We start from the raw sequence: 18,196 nt of genomic DNA, 5'->3' as shown, positions 1-18,196 counted from the left end.
TTGCGATGCGGACGACGCTCAGACCATCCTGGCGATTGCCATGCACAGCACGGTGACCACCAGCAGCCATGCGGCAATGCGTTCGCCCATCGCCATTCTGGCGCGCAGTTGCGCTTCGATTTCCGCATTGGCGCCGGCAAGCCGCCTGCTGGGCGCCCTGACCATGGCGCCGAGCACGCCGGCGGCGGCAAAGGCGGCCACGATGCCGAGCGCCAGCACCATTTCCATCGAGCCGAAATAGGCGCCGTGGAAGAAATACCACAGCAGTGCCCCGGTTAGGAAAACCATGCCGGCCGCGCCCATCTGCGGCTGGATGAAGCGTTCCGCCTTGATCTCGGGATCGCGGGCGAGCGTGATGGTGGTGCCAGCCCAGAACACGCCGGCCATGACGTGAAGACCGATAACCACGATATAGACATATTGCATGCCGGCTCTCCTCTCTCGCGTGCTGGTGCACAATAGTTAGATATCTAACTATTAGATGTCAATGTATAAACGCGAACCTGTTCCATCCGCGGAAGACACCGTCTTTGTCTGACGCAATTCCGGGCGGAAAACCGCTTCACACTTTTCCTGGAATTGCTCTAGTGTCCGGCAATGACGCCCTTTGAACGCCCGCCAGTCGGCATGAATCTCGGCCGCACCGCCAAGCTCGTTGCGCAGGCCTTCGACGCCGCTTTGGTTGAAGCGGGCGGCACATTGCCGGTCTGGCTCACGCTGCTGTCGGTCAAGTCGAGCAAGCTTGCCAATCAGCGCGAACTCGCCGGCATGATCGGCATCCAGGGCGCGACGCTGACCCACCATCTCAACGCGATGGAGGCGCAGGGCCTGCTGACGCGCCGCCGCGATCCCGTCAACCGGAGGGTCCATCTGGTCGAATTGACAGAAGCGGGAGAAGAGCTGTTCGAGACGTTGCGACAAGCAGCAGTCGCCTTCGACAAGCGGCTCCGCAAAGGATTGCCCGACGAGCGTCTGGCGGAGTTTGCGCAGGTGCTGGCGGCATTGCGGGACAATTTGGAGAGCTAAAGCAATTCCAGGAAAAGCGTGGAGCGGTTTTCCGTCCGGAATTGCGTCAAAACAAAGAGTTTGAGCGGTGCGCCGTTTCCGTGGAACACTGCACTGCTCCGGGAAAGCCAGGCCGTTGGCTCAGTCGTCATAGCTCTGGATTGTTCCAAACGCATAGCGGCGCAACTTCAGTGCGGTGATCAGGTTGGTGAGCTGTGTCTTGCCGTCGAAACTGTCCTGGAACATCTCGTCATGCATCAAGAGGATCAGCTTGCCTGGCTTGGCGAAGCGGCCATAGCCGAACAGGTGATCGATTTCGCTGACCAGATGGTCGACGCTCTGGACCGGCTCGCCGTTATCCTTGTGCACCCACTCGTGGTCCCAGCCGTAGAGATAGAAGCCGGAAGCCGCGACGAATTCGTAGTCGGGATCCTCGCGGCCGGCTTGCGCGGGCCCAAGCGAGTTGTCGTCCTTTGACATCGAAGGCAGCCGGAATACATCGCGCCCCGGCAGTCGAGCGTGCACCGCGGGCTTCAGGCCAAGCACGGCATTCGCCATGAGCATGTCGGCAACCACACCTTCCGTGTCGCTGTAGAAGTGCCGGTAGTGATTGTAGGCGTGGCTGTAGCTGTGGTTGCCGATCGTCACCAGCGGCATCGCCTTGGCCCGCCGTACCAGGGCCTTGTTGGACGCACTGGCCTCGGCGTGCATGCCCACCATGAACAACGTTGCCGGAACCTGTTCCGCCGCCAACACATCGAGGATGTTGCTGGTGCCGTTCAGCGGACCATCGTCGAAGGTGAGATAGATGGTGCGATCCGCCCCATAAGCCGGCAGCGCGGACATCAGCATGGCCGCCAGCACAAGCCGAAAGAATGTCATAGGCCGCTATATCCGTTTGCGATCACGACAGGCCGCCATCTCGGCGGTTGTCAAGGCGGGCCAGGTTTCGCCTATGCCAGCCTGCCTTGCAGCACCGTCAGCCTGGCCTTCTTCGGCATGCGCGCGGTCAGCCATTCGAGCGCCTTGTCGTGCGGCATAGGGAAGGCGATGGAATATCCCTGTACCTGGTCGCAGCCGATCGCCATCAGCGAATCGAGTTCGGCCTCGGTTTCAGCCCCCTCGGCGACGATCGAGATGCCGAGCCCGCGGGCAAGCTCGGTGATGGCGCGCACGATCTTGGAATTGTCGCCATTCTCATGGATGTTCTGGACGAAGCGGCGGTCGATCTTGAGCCGATCGATCTCGTTGGGATTGACGTGGCTGAGCGACGCATAACCGGTGCCGAAATCATCGAGTTCCAGATGCACGCCCGCGGCCCTGATGTGGCGCAGCTTGGCGGCGATACCTGTCTTCTCGTCGTCCAGAATGACGGATTCGACGATTTCCAGCGAGAGTTTCTGCGGCGGCAGCCCGGCCTTTTCCAGTGTCTCGAACAAGAACGCATCGAAATCGTGCTCGCGCAGTTCGGTGCCCGAAACGTTGACGGCAAGCCGGCCGAAGGCAATCCCGGCACGGTTCCACTCGGCGGCTTCGTTGATCGCCTTGCTGATCACGATACGGCCGATCTCCGGCATGAAACCGCATTTCTCGGCGACCGGAATGAATTCGCCCGGCGAGATCATGCCGCGCTCGGGATGGTTCCATCGCACCAGGGCTTCGATACCGCTGATGGCGCCGTTGGTCAGGGAGACCTGCGGCTGGAAATAGACCTGGAACGCTTTTTCTGAAATCGCGACCTTGATGTCGTGCTCGAGCTGCTTGCGGTAGTCGAGTTCGCGGCGCAGCTCCTCCGAGAAGAACGAGAAATTGCCGCCGCCCATCTTCTTGGCGGAGTAGAGCGCCAGATCGGCATGGACGAGCAGGTCCTGCGCATTGTCGGCATCGATCGGGTAGACGGCGATGCCGCCGCTGGCACCCGGAAGAATCGTGGTGCCCTGGAAGATGATCGGCTCGTTGATATGCGCCAGGATCCGCCGTGCCAGCATGTTGATGTCCTCGGTGCTGCCCGCGCCATTGAGGATCATCACGAATTCGTCGCCACCGAGCCGCGCGCACAGATCCGACGCCCGGCACGAATCGCGCATGCGCTGCGCCGTCACCACCAGGACATAGTCGCCGGCGGCGTGGCCGAGCGTATCGTTGATCTGCTTGAATCGGTCGAGGTCTAGCTGGACCACGGCCAGGCGTTCGCGCCGCCGGTGCGCACTCTTGATCAGCGTGTCGAAATGGTCGGTCAGGAAAGTGCGGTTGTGCAGGCCGGTCAGGCCGTCGTGAACCGCGATGAAGGCCATCGAGTTGCGCGCATCGACCAGTTCACGCGTCTTGCGCAGGATCGCATTGGACATCGGCCTGAAGATGAACAGTGCCACCAGCAGGATGACGCCGAGCGTGGCGTAGAACAGCGTGCGGTGGAGGGCGAGCAACTTTTCGGAGCGCTCGTCGGCCTCGGCGCTGATGCGCTGGCCAAGGGCCGCATAGCCCGACAAGGTTGCGTTGGCGACCGACGTATCGAGGTTGACGCGCTCAGCGCCGCCCTTGTAGCCATCATTGTCGAGATTGAGTTTCGATTCAAAGGCCGAGATCAGACGGTCGCCATTGGCGATCAGCCCAACCGAGAAATAGTCGAGATGGAAGGGCTTGGCGAAAAGCACGCTCTCGATCGACTTCGCATCAAGCTTGGCCGGCGACTGCGGATCCGCGCCCGTCTCCTTGAGCAGCAGGTCGTAATTGGTCTCGAATTCCGCCGTGGCTTGCTTGAGCGCGCTGACCAGCGCCGGCTGCTTGTCGCGCGACGCGGCACCCGTTGCGCTGGCAAGGAAGACGATGCGCTGCGACAATGTCTTCTGCGTGCCGACGATATCGAGCAAGGTGTGGTTGTGCTGCTGCGTGGCCATCGTCTGCTGCAGCAGGACGAAGGAGGCTGCCACCATGGTGGCGATGATCAGCAGCGCGAGCCAGTAGCCGGCCTTGATCAGCAGTATGAGCTTGCCTGAAACGGTTTGCACCGGCTGCTGCGACATTTTCGGGGGCGGCCCTCTCGCCAACGGATTCCTGTATGATCACAATTGAACCGCAAACGTTAACAGGACCGGAAATCGACAGCCGGCCGGCAAGGAGAAAGGCGGAAAGATCGCTGAATGGTTATCGGCTCCTTTCGCCGCCGGCCTGCATTTGAGCATTGCTTCTCGCGTGCGTTCTCGGGTAGCCGCTCAGGCGATGCCCGTCGCGTCTCGGTTGATGCTGTCCGGCCACCCGATCCGGTCGCTTTTGCGATGGATTTTTTGCGCAAGCGGGACGACAGTCTGCCCACGTCAAACGAGGCCCGACCATGACCGCAGCATTTCTCTCCCATATCGACAGCGAGCTCGCAGGGCTCAAATCGGCCGGGCTCTACAAATCCGAGCGGGTGATCTCCTCGATGCAGTCGGCGCAGATCGAGGTCGGCGGCGAGAAAGTGCTGAATTTCTGCGCCAACAACTATCTCGGCCTCGCCGACAGCGCCGAACTGCGAAAGGCGGCCACGCAGGCGCTCGATCGCTACGGCTACGGCATGGCCTCGGTGCGCTTCATCTGCGGCACGCAGGAGGAGCACAAGCAGCTCGAGGCGACGATTTCCTCCTTCCTCGGCCTGGAAGACACCATCCTCTACGGCTCCTGTTTCGACGCCAATGGCGGCCTGTTCGAGACGTTGCTCGGTGAAGACGACGCGGTCATTTCGGATGCGCTGAACCACGCCTCGATCATCGACGGCGTCAGGCTGTCCAAGGCCAAGCGCTTCCGATACGCCAACAACGACATGGCCGATCTGGAGGCGCGATTGAAGGAGGCGAAGGATTGCCGCTTCCGACTGATCGCCACCGACGGTGTGTTCTCGATGGACGGCATCATCGCCAACCTGAAGGGCGTCTGCGACCTTGCCGAGAAATACGATGCGATGGTCATGGTCGACGACAGCCATGCGGTCGGCTTCGTCGGCAAAAATGGCCGCGGCTCGGCGGAGCATTGCGGCGTCGAGGGCAGGGTCGACATCATCACCGGCACGCTGGGCAAGGCGCTCGGCGGCGCCTCCGGTGGCTACACCTCCGGCAAGAGCCAAGTGGTCGACTGGCTGCGCCAGCGCTCGCGGCCCTATCTCTTTTCCAACACACTGATGCCGGCGATCGCCGGCGCCTCGATCAAGGTGTTCGACCTGATTCGCAATGGCGACGCGTTGCGCGAACGCCTATATGCCAATGCGGCGCGGTTCAGATCTGAGATGGGCAAGCTCGGCTTCACGCTGGCTGGTGCCGATCATCCGATCATTCCGGTGATGCTGGGCGAAGCGACGCTGGCGCAGGAGATGGCGGCGCGCATGCTGAAGCGCGGCATCTATGTCATCGGCTTCTCGTTCCCGGTGGTGCCGAAAGGCCAGGCGCGCATCCGCACCCAGATGTCGGCGGCGCATTCCAGCGCCGACATCGATCGGGCGGTGGAGGCATTCGGCGCGGTCGGCAGGGAACTGGGCGTGATTTCCTGAGCGGCCGGCGCCGAAAAGCGATTCCGGATCAAGAGATTCAAGGGACAAGAGAATGTCGAACATGATGAAGGCGCTGGTGAAGGCCAAGGCCGAGCCGGGCATCTGGATGGAAGAAGTGCCGGTCCCGGAGATCGGCCCCAACGATGTGCTGATCAAGGTCAAGAAGACGGCGATCTGCGGCACTGACGTCCATATCTACAATTGGGATCAGTGGGCGCAGAAGACGGTGCCGGTGCCGATGGTGACCGGCCATGAATTCGTCGGCACCGTCGCCGATTTCGGCGCGGCCGTCACCGAATACAAGGTCGGCCAGCGCGTCTCGGGCGAAGGCCACATCGTCTGCGGCCATTGCCGCAACTGCCGTGCGGGCAGGGGGCATCTGTGCCGCAACACGCTCGGTGTCGGCGTCAACCGGCCGGGCGCTTTCGGCGAGTATCTGGCGATCCCGCAGCACAATGTCGTTCCGATCCCCGACGATGTGCCGGACGAAGTCGCGGCGATCTTCGATCCGCTGGGCAATGCCGTCCACACGGCATTGTCCTTCGATCTGGTCGGCGAGGACGTGCTGGTCACCGGCGCCGGGCCGATCGGCATCATGGGCGCGCTGGTTGCCCAATGCGTCGGTGCGCGAAAGGTGGTCATCACCGACATCAACCCGGTTCGGCTGGCGCTGGCGAAAAAGCTCGGCGTCCAGCATGTCGTCGACGCTTCGAAGCAAAAGCTGCGCGACGTCATGCCGGCGCTCGGCATGACCGAGGGTTTTGACGTCGGCCTCGAAATGTCGGGCGCCGCCCCCGCCTTCCGTGACATGATCGACACCATGAACAATGGCGGCAAGATCGCCATTCTGGGCATTGCGCCCACCGGCTTCGAGATCGACTGGAACAAGGTCATCTTCAAGATGCTGCATCTCAAGGGCATCTATGGCCGCGAGATGTTCGAGACCTGGTACAAGATGATCGCGCTGGTGCAGGGCCCGCTCGATGTCTCGGGACTGATCACGCACCGCATCGGCATCGACGATTTCCAGACAGGCTTCGATGCGATGAGGAGCGGCAGTTCGGGCAAGGTCGTGATGGACTGGTAGACGCGTTCGGCGAGCTGACCCAGGAAAAGGCCTCAAGGGCCCTTGATTCTCAACCATCGCACTTGTCGCCATGCGCGGCGTAGCGCGGTTGCGGCGGAGCCGATCGCGATGATGGCAAGCGCGAGCGTCAGGACCTCGTTGCGGCCATGCCAGAGGAATTCCACTGAGGACAGCAGTGCAGCGATGGTTGCAACCGCCATGCGATGCGGTTTGGCCATCGGGCCGGAGAAATCGCTCGGTGCTTCATTGGCGCGCCCTAGTTCCCGTACATAGGCGGTGAGAACCGAAAAACAGGCGGCTGCCCAGCCAAGGCCAGGCATGGCGATGCCGTAGCCTATTCCCACCATGATGGCGATGTCGGCGATCCTGTCCGGGAACTCGTTCCAGAACGGCCCATCGGCTGACGCCTTGCCGCCTTCGACGGCGACCATGCCATCGAAAAGGTTGCATAGCAGGCGCAGTTGGCAGAACAGCGCGGCACCCGGCAACAACAGCAAACGCGCCATGTCGTCGCTCTGCCCGCCAAGCCAGAAGGCGGCGCCGGCCAGCGCGCCGGCGAGGATGCTGGCCTGCGAAATCTGGTTAGGGGTCACCGAGAGTGCGGCGAGACGTCTGGCCGTCGCCTGTGCCCAGCGCGTGTCGCGGCTTGCAAGGGGTCTGCGATCGCCTGTGTTCATGACTGCCTCATCCCGGCGACCAGAAGTAACGCGTGAGGTGGAAGAAGATCGGAGCGGAGAACACCACCGAATCCAGCCGATCGATCAGGCCGCCATGGCCGTCTATCAGATGGCCCCAATCCTTCACGCCGCGGTCGCGTTTGATGGCGGACATCACGAGGCCGCCGAAAAAACCCATCAACGTGATCAGGAAGGCCATTGCGCCGGCCTGAAGCGGAGAGAACGGCGTGATCCACCACAGACCAGCGCCGACGAGGCTGGCGCAGGCGATGCCGCCGACGAAACCTTCAACAGTCTTGGACGGCGAAAGCCTTGGTGCGATCTTCGTACGCCCGATCATCTTCCCCCAGATATATTGCAGCACATCGCTCAACTGAACGACGATGACAAGGAAGGCTATCAAAAGCACATTGCGGCCCTCGTAGCCGGGAATATGCAACGTCAGCAGAGCCGGCACGTGCGAGGCGCAGAAGACGCAGATCATCAGCGCCCATTGCACCTCCGCGATTCGAACCAGGAAGTGCTGCGTGTCGCCTCGCACCGCCGAGATGATGGGCATCAACAGGAAGGCGTAGACCGGAATGAAAACGGAAAAGATCTCGTAGTCCTCGATCCAGAGCAGGACGTACTGCAACGGCAGCACGACGAAAAACGCGGTGGCCAGCGCCCAGTGGTCGGCACGGCGCGTATTGGTCAGCGTCACGAACTCGCGAAGGGCGGCGAAGGAGCAGAAGCCGAAGAGGAGCAGAACGCCGATGCGCCCGGCGACGAATGCGATGGCGATGAGGATCGCCATCACCCACCAGGCATTGATGCGGGCGTTGAGGTTCTCGATGGCAGGATTCGAGCCGTCCGGCGACAAGCGTCGTTCCAGGATCTGGCCCACGAAGGAGGCCGTAAGCAGGATCCCGCAGACGCCGAGCACGAGAACCATCATGTCGAATTGTGTGGAGCTCATTCCGCCGCCTTTTTCGGCGCCAGCGCGAGTAGCGCCTCCCGTGCCCGCTCGAGAAACATATCCTTGTCCTCGCCATCAGCCAGATGCATTGGCTCGCCGAACGTCACCGTGCAGATCAGTGGTATAGGAACGAACTCCCCCTTCGGCATCACCCGGTTGAGATTGGCGATCCATACCGGCACCAACTCGAAATCGGGGTGCAATGCCGCCAAATGGAACAAGCCGGATTTGAATGGCTGCAAGGACGCATCGGACTGGTTGCGCGTGCCTTCCGGGAAAAGGATCAGTGAAGAGCCTTCCTTCATCGCTTCCCCCATGCTCTCGACAGGATCCATCGTGCGTGCGTCGCGATTGCGATCGATCAGGACGGCATTGAAAACGTCGCGCCCGATGAAGCTTCGGAGTTTTGATTTCAGCCAGTAGTCGGCGCCCGCTACGGGACGGACCCGCCGACGCAGGCGCGGCGGCAGAACAGCCCAGATCAAGATGAAATCACCATGGCTGGAGTGGTTGGCAAAGAAGATCGAGCGACGGCGAGGCAGCCTGCCTTCGTGCCAGAACGGCCGCACAGCGGTGATGGCACGCGCAAACAGCAAGACGATCACCGCCACCGGCTTGGCAATCAGCGACTTCATCCATCCCCCAATTCGCTCATGGATCATCCGCCAGCTGACACGCAGGCGCAGAAAATCCGCTACCGAACAAGCAGGGATCGCGAGATCCGTGGCTGCCTGAACGTACTACCCCTTCGCGGCGACCGTCTTATATCTCCTCCGGCGACGGCGGCTATCTCCTACCCAATGCGGTTTCCAGCGACAAGATGCCCTTTATGATGGAAGTCCGTTCGTCGGCGCTCAACTGGGCCAGCAGCACTTGCTCAAACGCCTTCGCCAACGGCACCATCTCACGATAGGCGGCAAGGCCCGCTTTGGTAAGCCTCAAATGCTCGACACGGCGATCGTTCTCATCGGGTGTCCGGATGAGCCAGCGCCGCCTTTCAAGCTCGGCCACCGCGCGCGATACTTTGGTCTTGTGCATGGCCGACTGCTCGCCGAGCTCTGTCGCGGTCATCGTCCCGCGCTGGCCAAGTCCGGAAAGCGTGCGCCATTCCGGCCGCGTCAGCCCGTGACTGTCCTTGTATATCCGCGAGAATTCGCGGCTGACGGCATCGGCAAGGCGATACAGCCGGTAGGGCAGGAAGCTTTCGAGTTCCAGGATCTCCGGGTCCATGGTTCATTTCCCTGCGCGCATGGTGGCATTGATAGTTACATTTTCGATGGTTACAAATGAAACCAGTTTGGTCAATCCGGCTGGCGCCTTGCCGGACGCGCAAGGGAGGAAGCGATGGCCTTTTCCTACATGCCGGGCTTCGGCAACGATTTCGAGACCGAAACCTTGCCCGGCTCGCTGCCGCAGGGGCGGAACTCGCCGCAACGGCCGGCCTACGGCCTTTACGCCGAACAGCTTTCCGGCTCGCCCTTCACCGCGCCACGTGGCACCAATGAGCGGTCCTGGCTCTATCGCATCCGGCCGAGCGTCAAGCACACCGGCCGCTTCAAGGCGGCGAACTATCCCCTGTGGAAGAGCGCGCCCAATGTCGGTGACCACGAACTGGCGCTTGGCCAGTATCGCTGGAACCCGGTGCCGATGCCGAAGGAGCCGACCGATTTTATTCAGGGGATGCGCACCATCACCACGGCTGGCGACGTGCTCGGCCAGAGCGGCATGGCGGCGCATGTCTATGTCGCCAACACATCGATGGTCGATGATCATTTCTTCAATGCCGATGGCGAGTTGCTGGTGGTGCCGCAAGTGGGCGCCTTGCGCCTCGTCACCGAGATGGGCGTCATCGAGCTCCGGCCCGGCGAGATCGCCGTTTTGCCGCGCGGCCTGGTCTTCAAGGTCGAATTGGTCGACAGGCAAGTGCGCGGCTACGTCTGCGAGAACTATGGCGCCAAGCTGACCTTGCCCGATCGCGGCCCGATCGGCGCCAATTGCCTGGCCAACCCGCGTGATTTCAAGACGCCTTGCGCGTGGTTCGAGGAGAAGGAGACGCCGTGCCGGCTGATCGTGAAATGGTGCGGCAATTTCCATGTCACCGAGATCGGCCATTCGCCGCTCGACGTCGTCGCCTGGCATGGCAACTACGCGCCCTACAAATATGATCTGGCGACGTTTTCGCCGGTCGGCGCCATCCTGTTCGATCACCCCGATCCGTCGATCTTCACCGTGCTGACCGCGCCGAGCGGCGAGGAAGGCACGGCCAATATCGACTTCGTCATCTTCCCGCCGCGATGGCTGGTGGCCGAGGATACGTTCCGGCCGCCATGGTACCACCGCAACATCATGAGCGAATTCATGGGCCTGATCCACGGCCAGTACGATGCCAAGGAAGAAGGCTTTGTTCCCGGTGGCGTCAGCCTGCACAATCTGATGCTGGCCCATGGCCCAGATGCCCCTGGCTTCGAAAAAGCCTCGCGCGCGGATCTGAAACCGGTCAAGCTCGACAACACCATGGCCTTCATGTTCGAGACCCGCTTCCCACAGATGCTGACCCGCTACGGCGCCGAACTGGAAACCCGCCAGGACAACTACATCGATTGCTGGGCAGACCTGAAGAAGCGTTTTAATGGCACGCCGGAGGGCGACTGGTCTTGAGCCGCAAGCCAATGCCGGACCGGTTGGTGCTGATGGGCTCCAAGGGCGGGCCGGCATTGCGGCCAGGCGGGCCGTGGCCGAGTTCGTCGCTGCTTGAGATCGGTGGGCGAACCATCGTCGTCGATTGCGGGCTTGGCGCGACCCGCGGTCTGGTCGATGCCGGTATCAGCCTGAAGGCACTCGACCTGATCTTCATCACGCATCTGCATTCCGATCATGTGCTGGAACTGGGGCCACTGGTCCATACCGCCTGGACGGCGGGGCTGGCGACGCCGATCAGCGTGTTTGGTCCGCCCGGCACCGGCCACTACTGGCGTCGCTTTTGCCAGGCGATGGAATTCGACATCGAGATCCGCATCGTCGACGAGGGTCGGCCTGACATTCGCGATCTGGTTTTGATCGACGAGTTCGGCGAGGGCCAGGTGGTCGAGCAAGGTGGCCTGAAGGTCACGGCGCTGCGTGTCGACCATCCGCCGGTGACCGACTGTTTTGCCCTGCGCTTCGAGCATGGCGGGAAAACCGTGGTCTTTTCCGCCGATACGGCCTTCTTTCCACCGCTCGCCGATTTCGCCGAGGGTGCTGACCTTCTCGTCCACGAAGCCATGCTGGAGGAAGGCATCGAGCGGTTGGTCGCCAGAACCGGCAATGGCGCGCGGCTCAAGGAACATCTGCTCGCCAGCCACAGCTTTGCCCAGGAAGCCGGTCGCATCGCCAGCGATGCCGGCGTCAAGAGGCTGGTGCTCAACCACCTCATTCCCGCCGACGATCCCGAGATCACCGAGGCCGACTGGCTTGCTGCTGTCAGGAAAACATGGGCCGGCGACTTGACGATCGCCCGCGACGGCCTTGTTGTGGAGCTAGCATGATCCCGAAAAGTGGAAACCGGTTTTCGGAAAAGATCATGCGTAAGGCAAAAAGCCAAGGCGGTGGCAAAGCCGCATCAGGAGAGGAAATCGCATGAAGCTTGCCACATTGAAGGACGGGACGCGCGACGGAAAACTCGTTGTCGTCTCGCGCGACCTGACGCAGTACACCGACGCTTCGTTCCTGGCGCGCACGCTGCAGGCGGCACTCGACGATTGGCGCAGGATTTCGCCGCATCTCGGCACAATAGCGGAATCGCTGGAGAACAATGCGATGCCATCAGCGCGCTTTCACGAGCACGACGCGCATTCGCCGCTGCCACGCGCCTATCAGTGGGCCGACGGATCGGCCTATGTGAACCATGTCGAACTGGTGCGGAAGGCGCGTGGCGTCGAGATGCCGGCAAGCTTCTGGACCGATCCGCTGATCTACCAGGGCGGCTCGGACTCCTTCATCGGGCCGCGCGATCCGATCCGCATGGCCGACGAAGCCTTCGGCATCGACATGGAGGCGGAAGTCGCCGTCATCGTCGATGACGTGCCGATGGGGGCAAGCCTCGATGAAGCGCGCGCCGCCATCCGGCTGGTCATGCTGGTCAATGATGTTACCCTGCGCGCGCTCACCGGGCCGGAACTGGCCAAGGGTTTCGGCTTCTTCCAATCGAAACCGTCCTCGGCCTTTTCACCCGTTGCGGTGACGCCGGACGAACTGGGCGATGATGCCTGGGATGGCGGCAAGGTCAGCCTGCCGCTGCTTGCCGATCTCAACGGCAAGCCCTTCGGCCGCGCCAATGCTGGTGTCGATATGACCTTCGATTTCCCGGCCCTTATCGCGCACGCCGCGAAGACGCGACCGCTTGTCGCCGGCACCATCATTGGTTCGGGTACGGTTTCCAACAAGCTCGACGGCGGCCCGGGAAAGCCTGTCTCGGCCGGCGGCGCCGGCTATTCCTGCATCGCCGAACTGCGCATGATCGAGACCATTGCGTCAGGCGAACCGAAGACGCCGTTCCTGCGCTTCGGTGACACGGTGCGGATCGAGATGAAGGACAAGGCCGGACATTCGATCTTCGGCGCCATCGAACAGACGGTCGAGAAATACGAACGATAGCGAGGGAATGGAATGACGGGGGAGGTATTCTATCCGCTGGCCGGTGTCTGGGCGCTGGCTATTCTGGCTGTCTTCATCCTGGCGGTACGGTTGAGCTATCGCATCGAGGCGCGCTCGCCGAATCTCACCAACCGCAGCGGCTTCCCGCGCAAGGCGATGATGTTTCACACCATCACCAACATGAATGTCGCGCGGGACGAGGAAACGCAAGCCATGCGTCGGCACATGAACGGGTTGCTGCTGATCGTTCTCGCCGGATTCGCGATCACGGCGGCAGGCTTGCATCTGGTGCGGTCAGGGGGATGATCTCATGACCCTGCTGGATCATCTGCGCCGCATGGCCGGCAACAATCTCTGGTCGAATGACCGGCTCTATCGTGCCGTTCTGGCGCTCAAGCCCGGTGAGTTCGAAGCCGAGCGCACCAGCTTCTTCCCGTCGATCAAGGCAACGCTCAACCACATTCTGGCGGTCGATCATCTCTATCTCGATTTTCTCGAAGAGGGCGGCATCGGTGCCGCAGCCCATGATGATTTTGTGCCTTTCGACGAGCCCCATGCGTTGTTCGCCGCGCAGGTCGCGGCCGACCGGCGATTGATCGCCTTCTGCGATGGCCTGTCGGAGGTCGATCTCGACCGCCGGGTCATCACCGACCGGCGTGAGGACGGCATGATCCCCGAGCGCATCGGCGATATCCTTGCCCATGTCTTCCTGCACGACATCCACCATCGTGGCCAGGTGCACGCAATGCTGTCCGGCACCTCGGTTGCGCCGCCGCAGCTGGACGAGTTTTTGCTCGATTATGATGTGAAGCTCAGGAACGATGAGGTCGGGCGGCTCGGCTTGTAGGCCGCTCGACCCGCTTGCAAGCTTACGCCGCCTTGCCGTCGACCTTGATCACGCCGCGCTTGATCTGGTCCTGCTCGATCGATTCGAACAGCGCGCGGAAATTGCCTTCGCCAAAGCCTTCGTCACCCTTGCGCTGGATGAACTCGAAGAAGATCGGCCCGATCACCGTCTTCGAAAAGATCTGCAGCAGGATCTTGGTCATGCCGCCGTCGACCACGCCTTCGCCGTCGATCAGGATACCGTGCTTCTTCATCCGCTCGATCGGCTCGTCATGGCCGTTCACCCTGGCATACGACATGTCGTAATAGGTTTCCGGCGGGCCGGGCATGAACTTCAGCCCATTGGCGGCGAGCTTGTCGGTGGCGGCGTAGATCTCGTCGGTGCCGACCGCTATGTGCTGGATGCCTTCGCCATTGTACTTCTTCAGATACTCGGCGATCTGGCTGGTCTCGTCCTTGGATTCGTTGAGTGGAATGCGGATCTTGCCGCAGGGCGAGGTAATCGCCCGGCTGACCAGGCCGGTGATCTTGCCGTCAATGTCGAAGAAATGGATCTGCTTGAAGCCGAACAGATTGCGGTAGAAATCCCACCATTTATCCATTTGGCCGCGATAGACATTGTGGGTCAGGTGATCGAGGAAATAGAAGCCGACGCCTTGCGGCCGCGGATCGCGCGAGCCGAGCCATTCAAACTCGGCATCGTAGGCCGAGCCCTTCTTGCCATAGGCATCGATGAAATAGAGCAGCGAGCCGCCGATGCCTACGATCGCAGGCACGTCGAGCGCCTTATCGTCGCCTTCGTAAGGCGTGGCGCCCTTCGAGACGGCGTGGTCGAACGCATGCTTTGCGTCGACCACGCGCCAGGCCATCGAGGCGGCGCAAGGGCCATGCTTGCCGGCGAACTTCATCGCATGCGAGCCCGGCTCGGCATTGACGACATAGTTGATGTCGCCCTGGCGCCATACGGTGATGTCTTTCGTGCGATGCTTGGCGACCGCCACATAGCCCATGCGGGTGAACAGCTCAGCCAGCTTCCGCGGTTCCGGATGCGCGAATTCGACGAATTCGAAACCATCGGTGCCGGCGGGGTTATCCCTGCTGATCTTGGCGGGCGGGGCGTCATGCGGGAAGGGGCCCATGGTATTCCTCCGGAAGCTGGCTTGGCCCGAGACGGCCATCTGACGCCATCATAGCGCGCAGCCGGCGCATGGTGCTTGCATTCAAACGCTTGAAATGATCATCTCATGCGCGAAGCATGCATGTTGAGAGAAAAAATCATGGATGAGACGCGCATTGATCAATTTGACCGCAAGATAATGGCGCTCTTGCAAGGCGATGCGCGGCTGACGAACAATGATCTCTCGGACCGGGTGAACCTGTCGGCATCACAATGCTCGCGCCGCCGGCAGCGGCTCGAGGAAGACGGCTATATCAAGGGCTATCGGGCGGTGCTCGACCGCGACAAGCTCGGCTTCTCGCTGGTCAACGTCATCTCGGTGACCCTGGCCACCCACAACCGCGACAATGCGCGGCGCTTCGGCGAGTTGGTGGCGCGGCTGCCCGAGGTGCAGGAGGCGCACGCGCTGACCGGCGAGATGGATTACATCCTGAAGGTGGTGACGCCCGATCTCAAATCACTGTCGGAGTTCGTCAACGGTGTGCTCCTGCCGCATGAATCGGTGCAGCATGTGAAGACGGCGATCGTGCTGGAGACGCTGAAGGAGACCGGCGCCCTGCCGATTTGATCCTTGGTCTCTAGCCCTTCGACTGCTGGATCAACCCATACAAATTCGTGCACCGCGCGCCCGAGCGGCAATAGGCGAACACCGGACCTTCCAATTCGTCCAGCGCCTCTGCCTGGTCCTCGACGTTCTCGGCGGTGATCTGGCCGCTGATCACCGGAATGTAGCGGAAGGCGAGGCCCGCGGCTTCGACCGCCGCCTTGAGCGTATCGGCCGAAGGCTGGCCGGGCTGTTCGTCATCCGGCCGGTTGCAGATGACGCTCTTGAAGCCGGCGGCCTTGATGGCCGCGACGTCTTCGGGCTGGATCTGGCCCGAGACCGAATAGTCTTCGCTGATCTCGCGGTATTCCATGGCAACATCCTCGCAATCTGGTTTGTCGAGGAGTCTTGCCACTCCCCGACGTGGCCGGCAATCCGCACCGACAGAAATCATTCAGCGCAGATAGACGTTTCCCGCGGAGAATCCAACTCAGGCTGCCCAGGCCGGGAACGGATCGGGCAGCGCTCGCCACTGTTCAGGCCGAAAATCCTCGGCGTCGACCAGGCAATCGTCCAGTTCGGCGCGGATTTGCGCCTCATCCATCGGTTCGCAGCCGATGAAGACCAGTTCCTGGCGGCGATCGCCCCAGACAGGGTCGAGATAGGGGGCCATGCTTTGACGCCATTCGGCATGGCCGGGCCAGCGGCTTTGCGGCACGGCAGCCCACCACAGGCCGCGCTTTTCGGTCCGCACCAGTGCGCCCGCCTGGCTCATTTCGCCGACATGGCGCGGCCGTGTCGCCAGCCAGAAGAAGCCTTTGGCCCGCACCACGCCCGGCCATGCGCGGCCGATGAAGGCCTGGAACCTCGCCGGCTCGAACGGTTTTCGCGCCCGGTAGACGAAGGAACGGATACCGTATTCCTCGGTCTCGGGAACATGGTCGCGAAAACCGTTGAGTTCCTTGAACCAGAGCGGATTCTGCTGCGCTTTGTCGAAATCGAAGCGGCCGGTGGCGAGCACCTTGTCGAGCGGCACCTTGCCGAAATCGGCTTCGACGATCTCGGCACCGGGGTTGAGCGCCCGCACGATCAGCCTTGCCATGTCGCGCTGGTGCGGGCTCGCCACGCCGATCTTGTTCAGCACCACGATGTCGGCGAACTCGATCTGCTCGACCAGAAGGTCGACGAGCGCACGGCTGTCCTGCTCGCCAAGCGACTGGCCACGCTGCTTGAGGAAATCCGACGACGAATAATCCTTGAGCAGATTGAGCGCGTCGACCACGGTCACCATCGTGTCGAGGCGGGCGACGTCGGACAGGCTATTCCCATGCTCGTCCCGGAAATCGAAGGTCGCGGCGACGGGCAGGGGTTCGGAAATGCCGGTCGATTCGATCAGCAGATAGTCGAAGCGATCTTGTTCGGCGAGTGCGCGGACCTCCTTCAACAGGTCGTCGCGCAACGTGCAGCAGATGCATCCATTCGACATCTCCACCAGTTTCTCGTCGGTGCGCGACAGGTCGGCGCCGTCGCGCACAAGTTCGGCATCGATGTTGATCTCGCTCATGTCGTTGACGATGACGGCGACGCGGCGGCCCTCGCGATTCGACAATATGTGATTGAGCAGCGTGGTCTTGCCGGCACCGAGGAAGCCGGAAAGCACGGTGACGGGAAGGCGTTTGAGACCGGGCATTCTATTCATGATTGGGTTCCGGGATCTTAGTGAAATTGTAATGTTATTTTATTACATATCGAGTACTGGAAAAGGCGGAGACTGGCTCCGCCTTTCCGAGCGTGGCGCTCCTCAGCTGCCGAGGATGGCGCCTTTGATCTGACGGATGTTGTTGTGCATCATGTCGATATAGGTCGAGCCGGGGCCATCGGGCTGCGAGAGGGCGTCCGAATAGAGCGTGCCGCCCACCTTGATGCCGGTCTCGCTGGCGATCTGCTCGATCAGGCGCGGGTTGGTGATGTTCTCGACGAAGATCGCGGCCGCCTTGTCCTGCTTCACCTGCTCGACCAGCTTGGCGACATCGGCGGCCGACGGCTCGGAATCGGTCGAAATGCCTTGCGGGGCGAGGAAGGTCAGGCCGTATTCGTGTTCGAAATAGCCGAAGGCGTCATGCGAGGTGATGACGACGCGCTTCGCCTCGGGGATCGACTGGATCGCCGCCTTCACTTCGCCTTCCAGCGCATCGAGCTTCTTGGTGTAGGCGGCGGCATTGGTCTGGTAGCTGACGCAGCCTTCGGAATCGGCGGCGCAGAACGCCTCGGCGATGTTCTTCACATAGATCTTGGCATTGGCGATCGACTGGAAGGCGTGCGGATCGGTGACCGTCTTGCCGCCGCCGGTGCCGGCACCTTCGGCTGCGTCGGCGTCGGCGAACTCAGGCTTGAAATCGATCGGCGTCACACCCTTGGTCAAGGTGATGATCGACGCCTTGGTGGCGCTGGCATCGACCAGCCGTTGCAGGAAACCTTCGAAATGCAGGCCGTTGACCAGAACGATATCGGCCTTGGCCATGGCGACGGCGTCGGCCGGGCTCGGCTCATAGACATGGGCATCGCCATCCGGCCCGACGATGGTGGTGATGTCGACACGGTCGCCGCCGACATTTCTGGCGAAATCGGCGATGACGGTGAAGCTGGCGACCACTTTCAGCGGTGCCGCGAAGGCCGCCGACGCGCCAAAGGCGGTTAATGTTATAACGCTCATCGCCAGGGCGGCACGGATGGATTTCAGCATGGACGAGG

20 protein-coding genes are annotated in these 18,196 nt (G+C 61.8%); 9 read left to right on the top strand and 11 right to left on the bottom strand.

Annotated elements, in window-relative coordinates; all coding sequences use genetic code 11:
• Positions 1-18 precede the first annotated feature (18 nt).
• Positions 19-426, bottom strand: coding sequence for a hypothetical protein (locus EB231_RS24025; RefSeq protein WP_172351005.1), 408 nt, complete (start codon positions 424-426; stop codon positions 19-21).
• A 201-nt stretch (positions 427-627) separates the two neighbouring features.
• Here EB231_RS24025 and EB231_RS24020 point away from each other — a divergent pair, with 201 nt between their 5' ends.
• Complete coding sequence (locus EB231_RS24020) at positions 628-1,026, top strand: MarR family winged helix-turn-helix transcriptional regulator (protein WP_246740706.1); 399 nt, start codon at positions 628-630, stop codon at positions 1,024-1,026.
• A 120-nt stretch (positions 1,027-1,146) separates the two neighbouring features.
• On the opposite strand, the gene EB231_RS24015 is transcribed toward EB231_RS24020, so the two are convergent.
• Both EB231_RS24015 and EB231_RS24010 read right to left on the bottom strand, forming a co-directional pair.
• Positions 1,147-1,887: a polysaccharide deacetylase family protein gene (locus EB231_RS24015; protein WP_172351003.1), complete on the bottom strand. Its 741-nt coding sequence runs from the start codon at positions 1,885-1,887 to the stop codon at positions 1,147-1,149.
• A gap of 71 nt (positions 1,888-1,958) precedes the next feature.
• Positions 1,959-4,028 (bottom strand): putative bifunctional diguanylate cyclase/phosphodiesterase, encoded by a 2,070-nt coding sequence (locus tag EB231_RS24010; protein WP_172351002.1) that lies wholly within the window; start codon positions 4,026-4,028, stop codon positions 1,959-1,961.
• 308 nt (positions 4,029-4,336) lie between these two features.
• On the opposite strand from EB231_RS24010, the gene EB231_RS24005 reads away from it, so the two are divergent.
• Complete coding sequence (locus EB231_RS24005) at positions 4,337-5,524, top strand: glycine C-acetyltransferase (protein ID WP_172351001.1); 1,188 nt, start codon at positions 4,337-4,339, stop codon at positions 5,522-5,524.
• Positions 5,525-5,576: 52 nt separating this feature from the next.
• Complete coding sequence (gene tdh / locus EB231_RS24000; protein WP_140768066.1) at positions 5,577-6,611, top strand: L-threonine 3-dehydrogenase; 1,035 nt, start codon at positions 5,577-5,579, stop codon at positions 6,609-6,611.
• A gap of 32 nt (positions 6,612-6,643) precedes the next feature.
• On the opposite strand, the gene EB231_RS23995 is transcribed toward tdh, so the two are convergent.
• The 4 genes from EB231_RS23995 to EB231_RS23980 form a co-directional block, all read right to left on the bottom strand.
• The gene (locus EB231_RS23995) at positions 6,644-7,288 is read right to left on the bottom strand and encodes a CDP-alcohol phosphatidyltransferase family protein (RefSeq protein WP_172351000.1); all 645 of its coding nucleotides are present in this window, start codon (positions 7,286-7,288) and stop codon (positions 6,644-6,646) included.
• A 7-nt stretch (positions 7,289-7,295) separates the two neighbouring features.
• A complete protein-coding gene (locus EB231_RS23990) occupies positions 7,296-8,246 on the bottom strand; it encodes a phosphatidate cytidylyltransferase (protein ID WP_172350999.1) in 951 nt (316 codons plus the stop codon).
• A complete protein-coding gene (locus EB231_RS23985) occupies positions 8,243-8,881 on the bottom strand; it encodes a lysophospholipid acyltransferase family protein (RefSeq protein ID WP_172350998.1) in 639 nt (212 codons plus the stop codon). The genes EB231_RS23990 and EB231_RS23985 overlap by 4 nt, the downstream gene beginning before the upstream one ends.
• 151 nt (positions 8,882-9,032) lie before the next feature.
• A complete protein-coding gene (locus EB231_RS23980) occupies positions 9,033-9,476 on the bottom strand; it encodes a MarR family winged helix-turn-helix transcriptional regulator (protein WP_172350997.1) in 444 nt (147 codons plus the stop codon).
• Positions 9,477-9,590: 114 nt separating this feature from the next.
• On the opposite strand from EB231_RS23980, the gene hmgA reads away from it, so the two are divergent.
• From hmgA to EB231_RS23955, 5 genes are all read left to right on the top strand, one after another.
• The gene (hmgA, locus tag EB231_RS23975; protein ID WP_172350996.1) at positions 9,591-10,904 is read left to right on the top strand and encodes a homogentisate 1,2-dioxygenase; all 1,314 of its coding nucleotides are present in this window, start codon (positions 9,591-9,593) and stop codon (positions 10,902-10,904) included.
• 11 nt (positions 10,905-10,915) lie between these two features.
• The gene (locus EB231_RS23970; protein ID WP_172352999.1) at positions 10,916-11,770 is read left to right on the top strand and encodes an MBL fold metallo-hydrolase; all 855 of its coding nucleotides are present in this window, start codon (positions 10,916-10,918) and stop codon (positions 11,768-11,770) included.
• A gap of 91 nt (positions 11,771-11,861) precedes the next feature.
• Positions 11,862-12,878, top strand: coding sequence for a fumarylacetoacetate hydrolase family protein (locus EB231_RS23965; protein ID WP_172350995.1), 1,017 nt, complete (start codon positions 11,862-11,864; stop codon positions 12,876-12,878).
• Between the two features lie 12 nt (positions 12,879-12,890).
• Complete coding sequence (locus tag EB231_RS23960) at positions 12,891-13,184, top strand: hypothetical protein (RefSeq protein WP_172350994.1); 294 nt, start codon at positions 12,891-12,893, stop codon at positions 13,182-13,184.
• Between the two features lie 4 nt (positions 13,185-13,188).
• Positions 13,189-13,725 (top strand): DinB family protein, encoded by a 537-nt coding sequence (locus EB231_RS23955; RefSeq protein ID WP_172350993.1) that lies wholly within the window; start codon positions 13,189-13,191, stop codon positions 13,723-13,725.
• A gap of 22 nt (positions 13,726-13,747) precedes the next feature.
• Here EB231_RS23955 and hppD read toward each other — a convergent pair whose 3' ends face one another.
• Positions 13,748-14,863 (bottom strand): 4-hydroxyphenylpyruvate dioxygenase, encoded by a 1,116-nt coding sequence (gene hppD, locus EB231_RS23950; protein ID WP_172350992.1) that lies wholly within the window; start codon positions 14,861-14,863, stop codon positions 13,748-13,750.
• Positions 14,864-15,001: 138 nt separating this feature from the next.
• Here hppD and EB231_RS23945 point away from each other — a divergent pair, with 138 nt between their 5' ends.
• Positions 15,002-15,469, top strand: coding sequence for an Lrp/AsnC family transcriptional regulator (locus tag EB231_RS23945; protein WP_172350991.1), 468 nt, complete (start codon positions 15,002-15,004; stop codon positions 15,467-15,469).
• Between the two features lie 10 nt (positions 15,470-15,479).
• On the opposite strand, the gene EB231_RS23940 is transcribed toward EB231_RS23945, so the two are convergent.
• The 3 genes from EB231_RS23940 to aztC all read right to left on the bottom strand — a co-directional run bounded on the left by EB231_RS23940 (position 15,480) and on the right by aztC (position 18,188).
• On the bottom strand, positions 15,480-15,818 hold the full coding sequence (locus EB231_RS23940; protein ID WP_056562770.1) for a TIGR01244 family sulfur transferase: 339 nt from the start codon (positions 15,816-15,818) through the stop codon (positions 15,480-15,482).
• A 117-nt stretch (positions 15,819-15,935) separates the two neighbouring features.
• Positions 15,936-17,135 (bottom strand): zinc metallochaperone GTPase ZigA, encoded by a 1,200-nt coding sequence (gene zigA / locus EB231_RS23935; RefSeq protein ID WP_445299325.1) that lies wholly within the window; start codon positions 17,133-17,135, stop codon positions 15,936-15,938.
• A 111-nt stretch (positions 17,136-17,246) separates the two neighbouring features.
• Positions 17,247-18,188, bottom strand: coding sequence for a zinc ABC transporter substrate-binding protein AztC (aztC, locus tag EB231_RS23930; protein WP_172350989.1), 942 nt, complete (start codon positions 18,186-18,188; stop codon positions 17,247-17,249).
• Between the last annotated feature and the right edge of the window lie 8 nt (positions 18,189-18,196).

Origin of the sequence: Mesorhizobium sp. NZP2298 (assembly GCF_013170825.1) — a bacterium.
Lineage (GTDB): Bacteria > Pseudomonadota > Alphaproteobacteria > Rhizobiales > Rhizobiaceae > Mesorhizobium.
Note: the sequence above shows the minus strand (reverse complement) of the source record. Positions and strands in the feature narration are given on the sequence as shown.

Coding starts and splice junctions, on each gene's coding strand:
- EB231_RS23960 (WP_172350994.1), top strand. CDS start 12,891: ATGACGGGGGAGGTATTCTATCCGCTGGCCGGTGTCTGGGCGCTGGCT.
- EB231_RS24005 (WP_172351001.1), top strand. CDS start 4,337: ATGACCGCAGCATTTCTCTCCCATATCGACAGCGAGCTCGCAGGGCTC.
- EB231_RS23970 (WP_172352999.1), top strand. CDS start 10,916: ATGCCGGACCGGTTGGTGCTGATGGGCTCCAAGGGCGGGCCGGCATTG.
- EB231_RS23985 (WP_172350998.1), bottom strand. CDS start 8,881: ATGAAGTCGCTGATTGCCAAGCCGGTGGCGGTGATCGTCTTGCTGTTT.
- aztC (WP_172350989.1), bottom strand. CDS start 18,188: ATGCTGAAATCCATCCGTGCCGCCCTGGCGATGAGCGTTATAACATTA.
- EB231_RS23995 (WP_172351000.1), bottom strand. CDS start 7,288: ATGAACACAGGCGATCGCAGACCCCTTGCAAGCCGCGACACGCGCTGG.
- EB231_RS23955 (WP_172350993.1), top strand. CDS start 13,189: ATGACCCTGCTGGATCATCTGCGCCGCATGGCCGGCAACAATCTCTGG.
- EB231_RS23980 (WP_172350997.1), bottom strand. CDS start 9,476: ATGGACCCGGAGATCCTGGAACTCGAAAGCTTCCTGCCCTACCGGCTG.
- tdh (WP_140768066.1), top strand. CDS start 5,577: ATGTCGAACATGATGAAGGCGCTGGTGAAGGCCAAGGCCGAGCCGGGC.
- EB231_RS23990 (WP_172350999.1), bottom strand. CDS start 8,246: ATGAGCTCCACACAATTCGACATGATGGTTCTCGTGCTCGGCGTCTGC.
- EB231_RS24010 (WP_172351002.1), bottom strand. CDS start 4,028: ATGTCGCAGCAGCCGGTGCAAACCGTTTCAGGCAAGCTCATACTGCTG.
- EB231_RS24015 (WP_172351003.1), bottom strand. CDS start 1,887: ATGACATTCTTTCGGCTTGTGCTGGCGGCCATGCTGATGTCCGCGCTG.
- zigA (WP_445299325.1), bottom strand. CDS start 17,135: ATGCCCGGTCTCAAACGCCTTCCCGTCACCGTGCTTTCCGGCTTCCTC.
- EB231_RS24020 (WP_246740706.1), top strand. CDS start 628: ATGAATCTCGGCCGCACCGCCAAGCTCGTTGCGCAGGCCTTCGACGCC.
- EB231_RS23945 (WP_172350991.1), top strand. CDS start 15,002: ATGGATGAGACGCGCATTGATCAATTTGACCGCAAGATAATGGCGCTC.
- hmgA (WP_172350996.1), top strand. CDS start 9,591: ATGGCCTTTTCCTACATGCCGGGCTTCGGCAACGATTTCGAGACCGAA.
- EB231_RS23940 (WP_056562770.1), bottom strand. CDS start 15,818: ATGGAATACCGCGAGATCAGCGAAGACTATTCGGTCTCGGGCCAGATC.
- hppD (WP_172350992.1), bottom strand. CDS start 14,863: ATGGGCCCCTTCCCGCATGACGCCCCGCCCGCCAAGATCAGCAGGGAT.
- EB231_RS23965 (WP_172350995.1), top strand. CDS start 11,862: ATGAAGCTTGCCACATTGAAGGACGGGACGCGCGACGGAAAACTCGTT.
- EB231_RS24025 (WP_172351005.1), bottom strand. CDS start 426: ATGCAATATGTCTATATCGTGGTTATCGGTCTTCACGTCATGGCCGGC.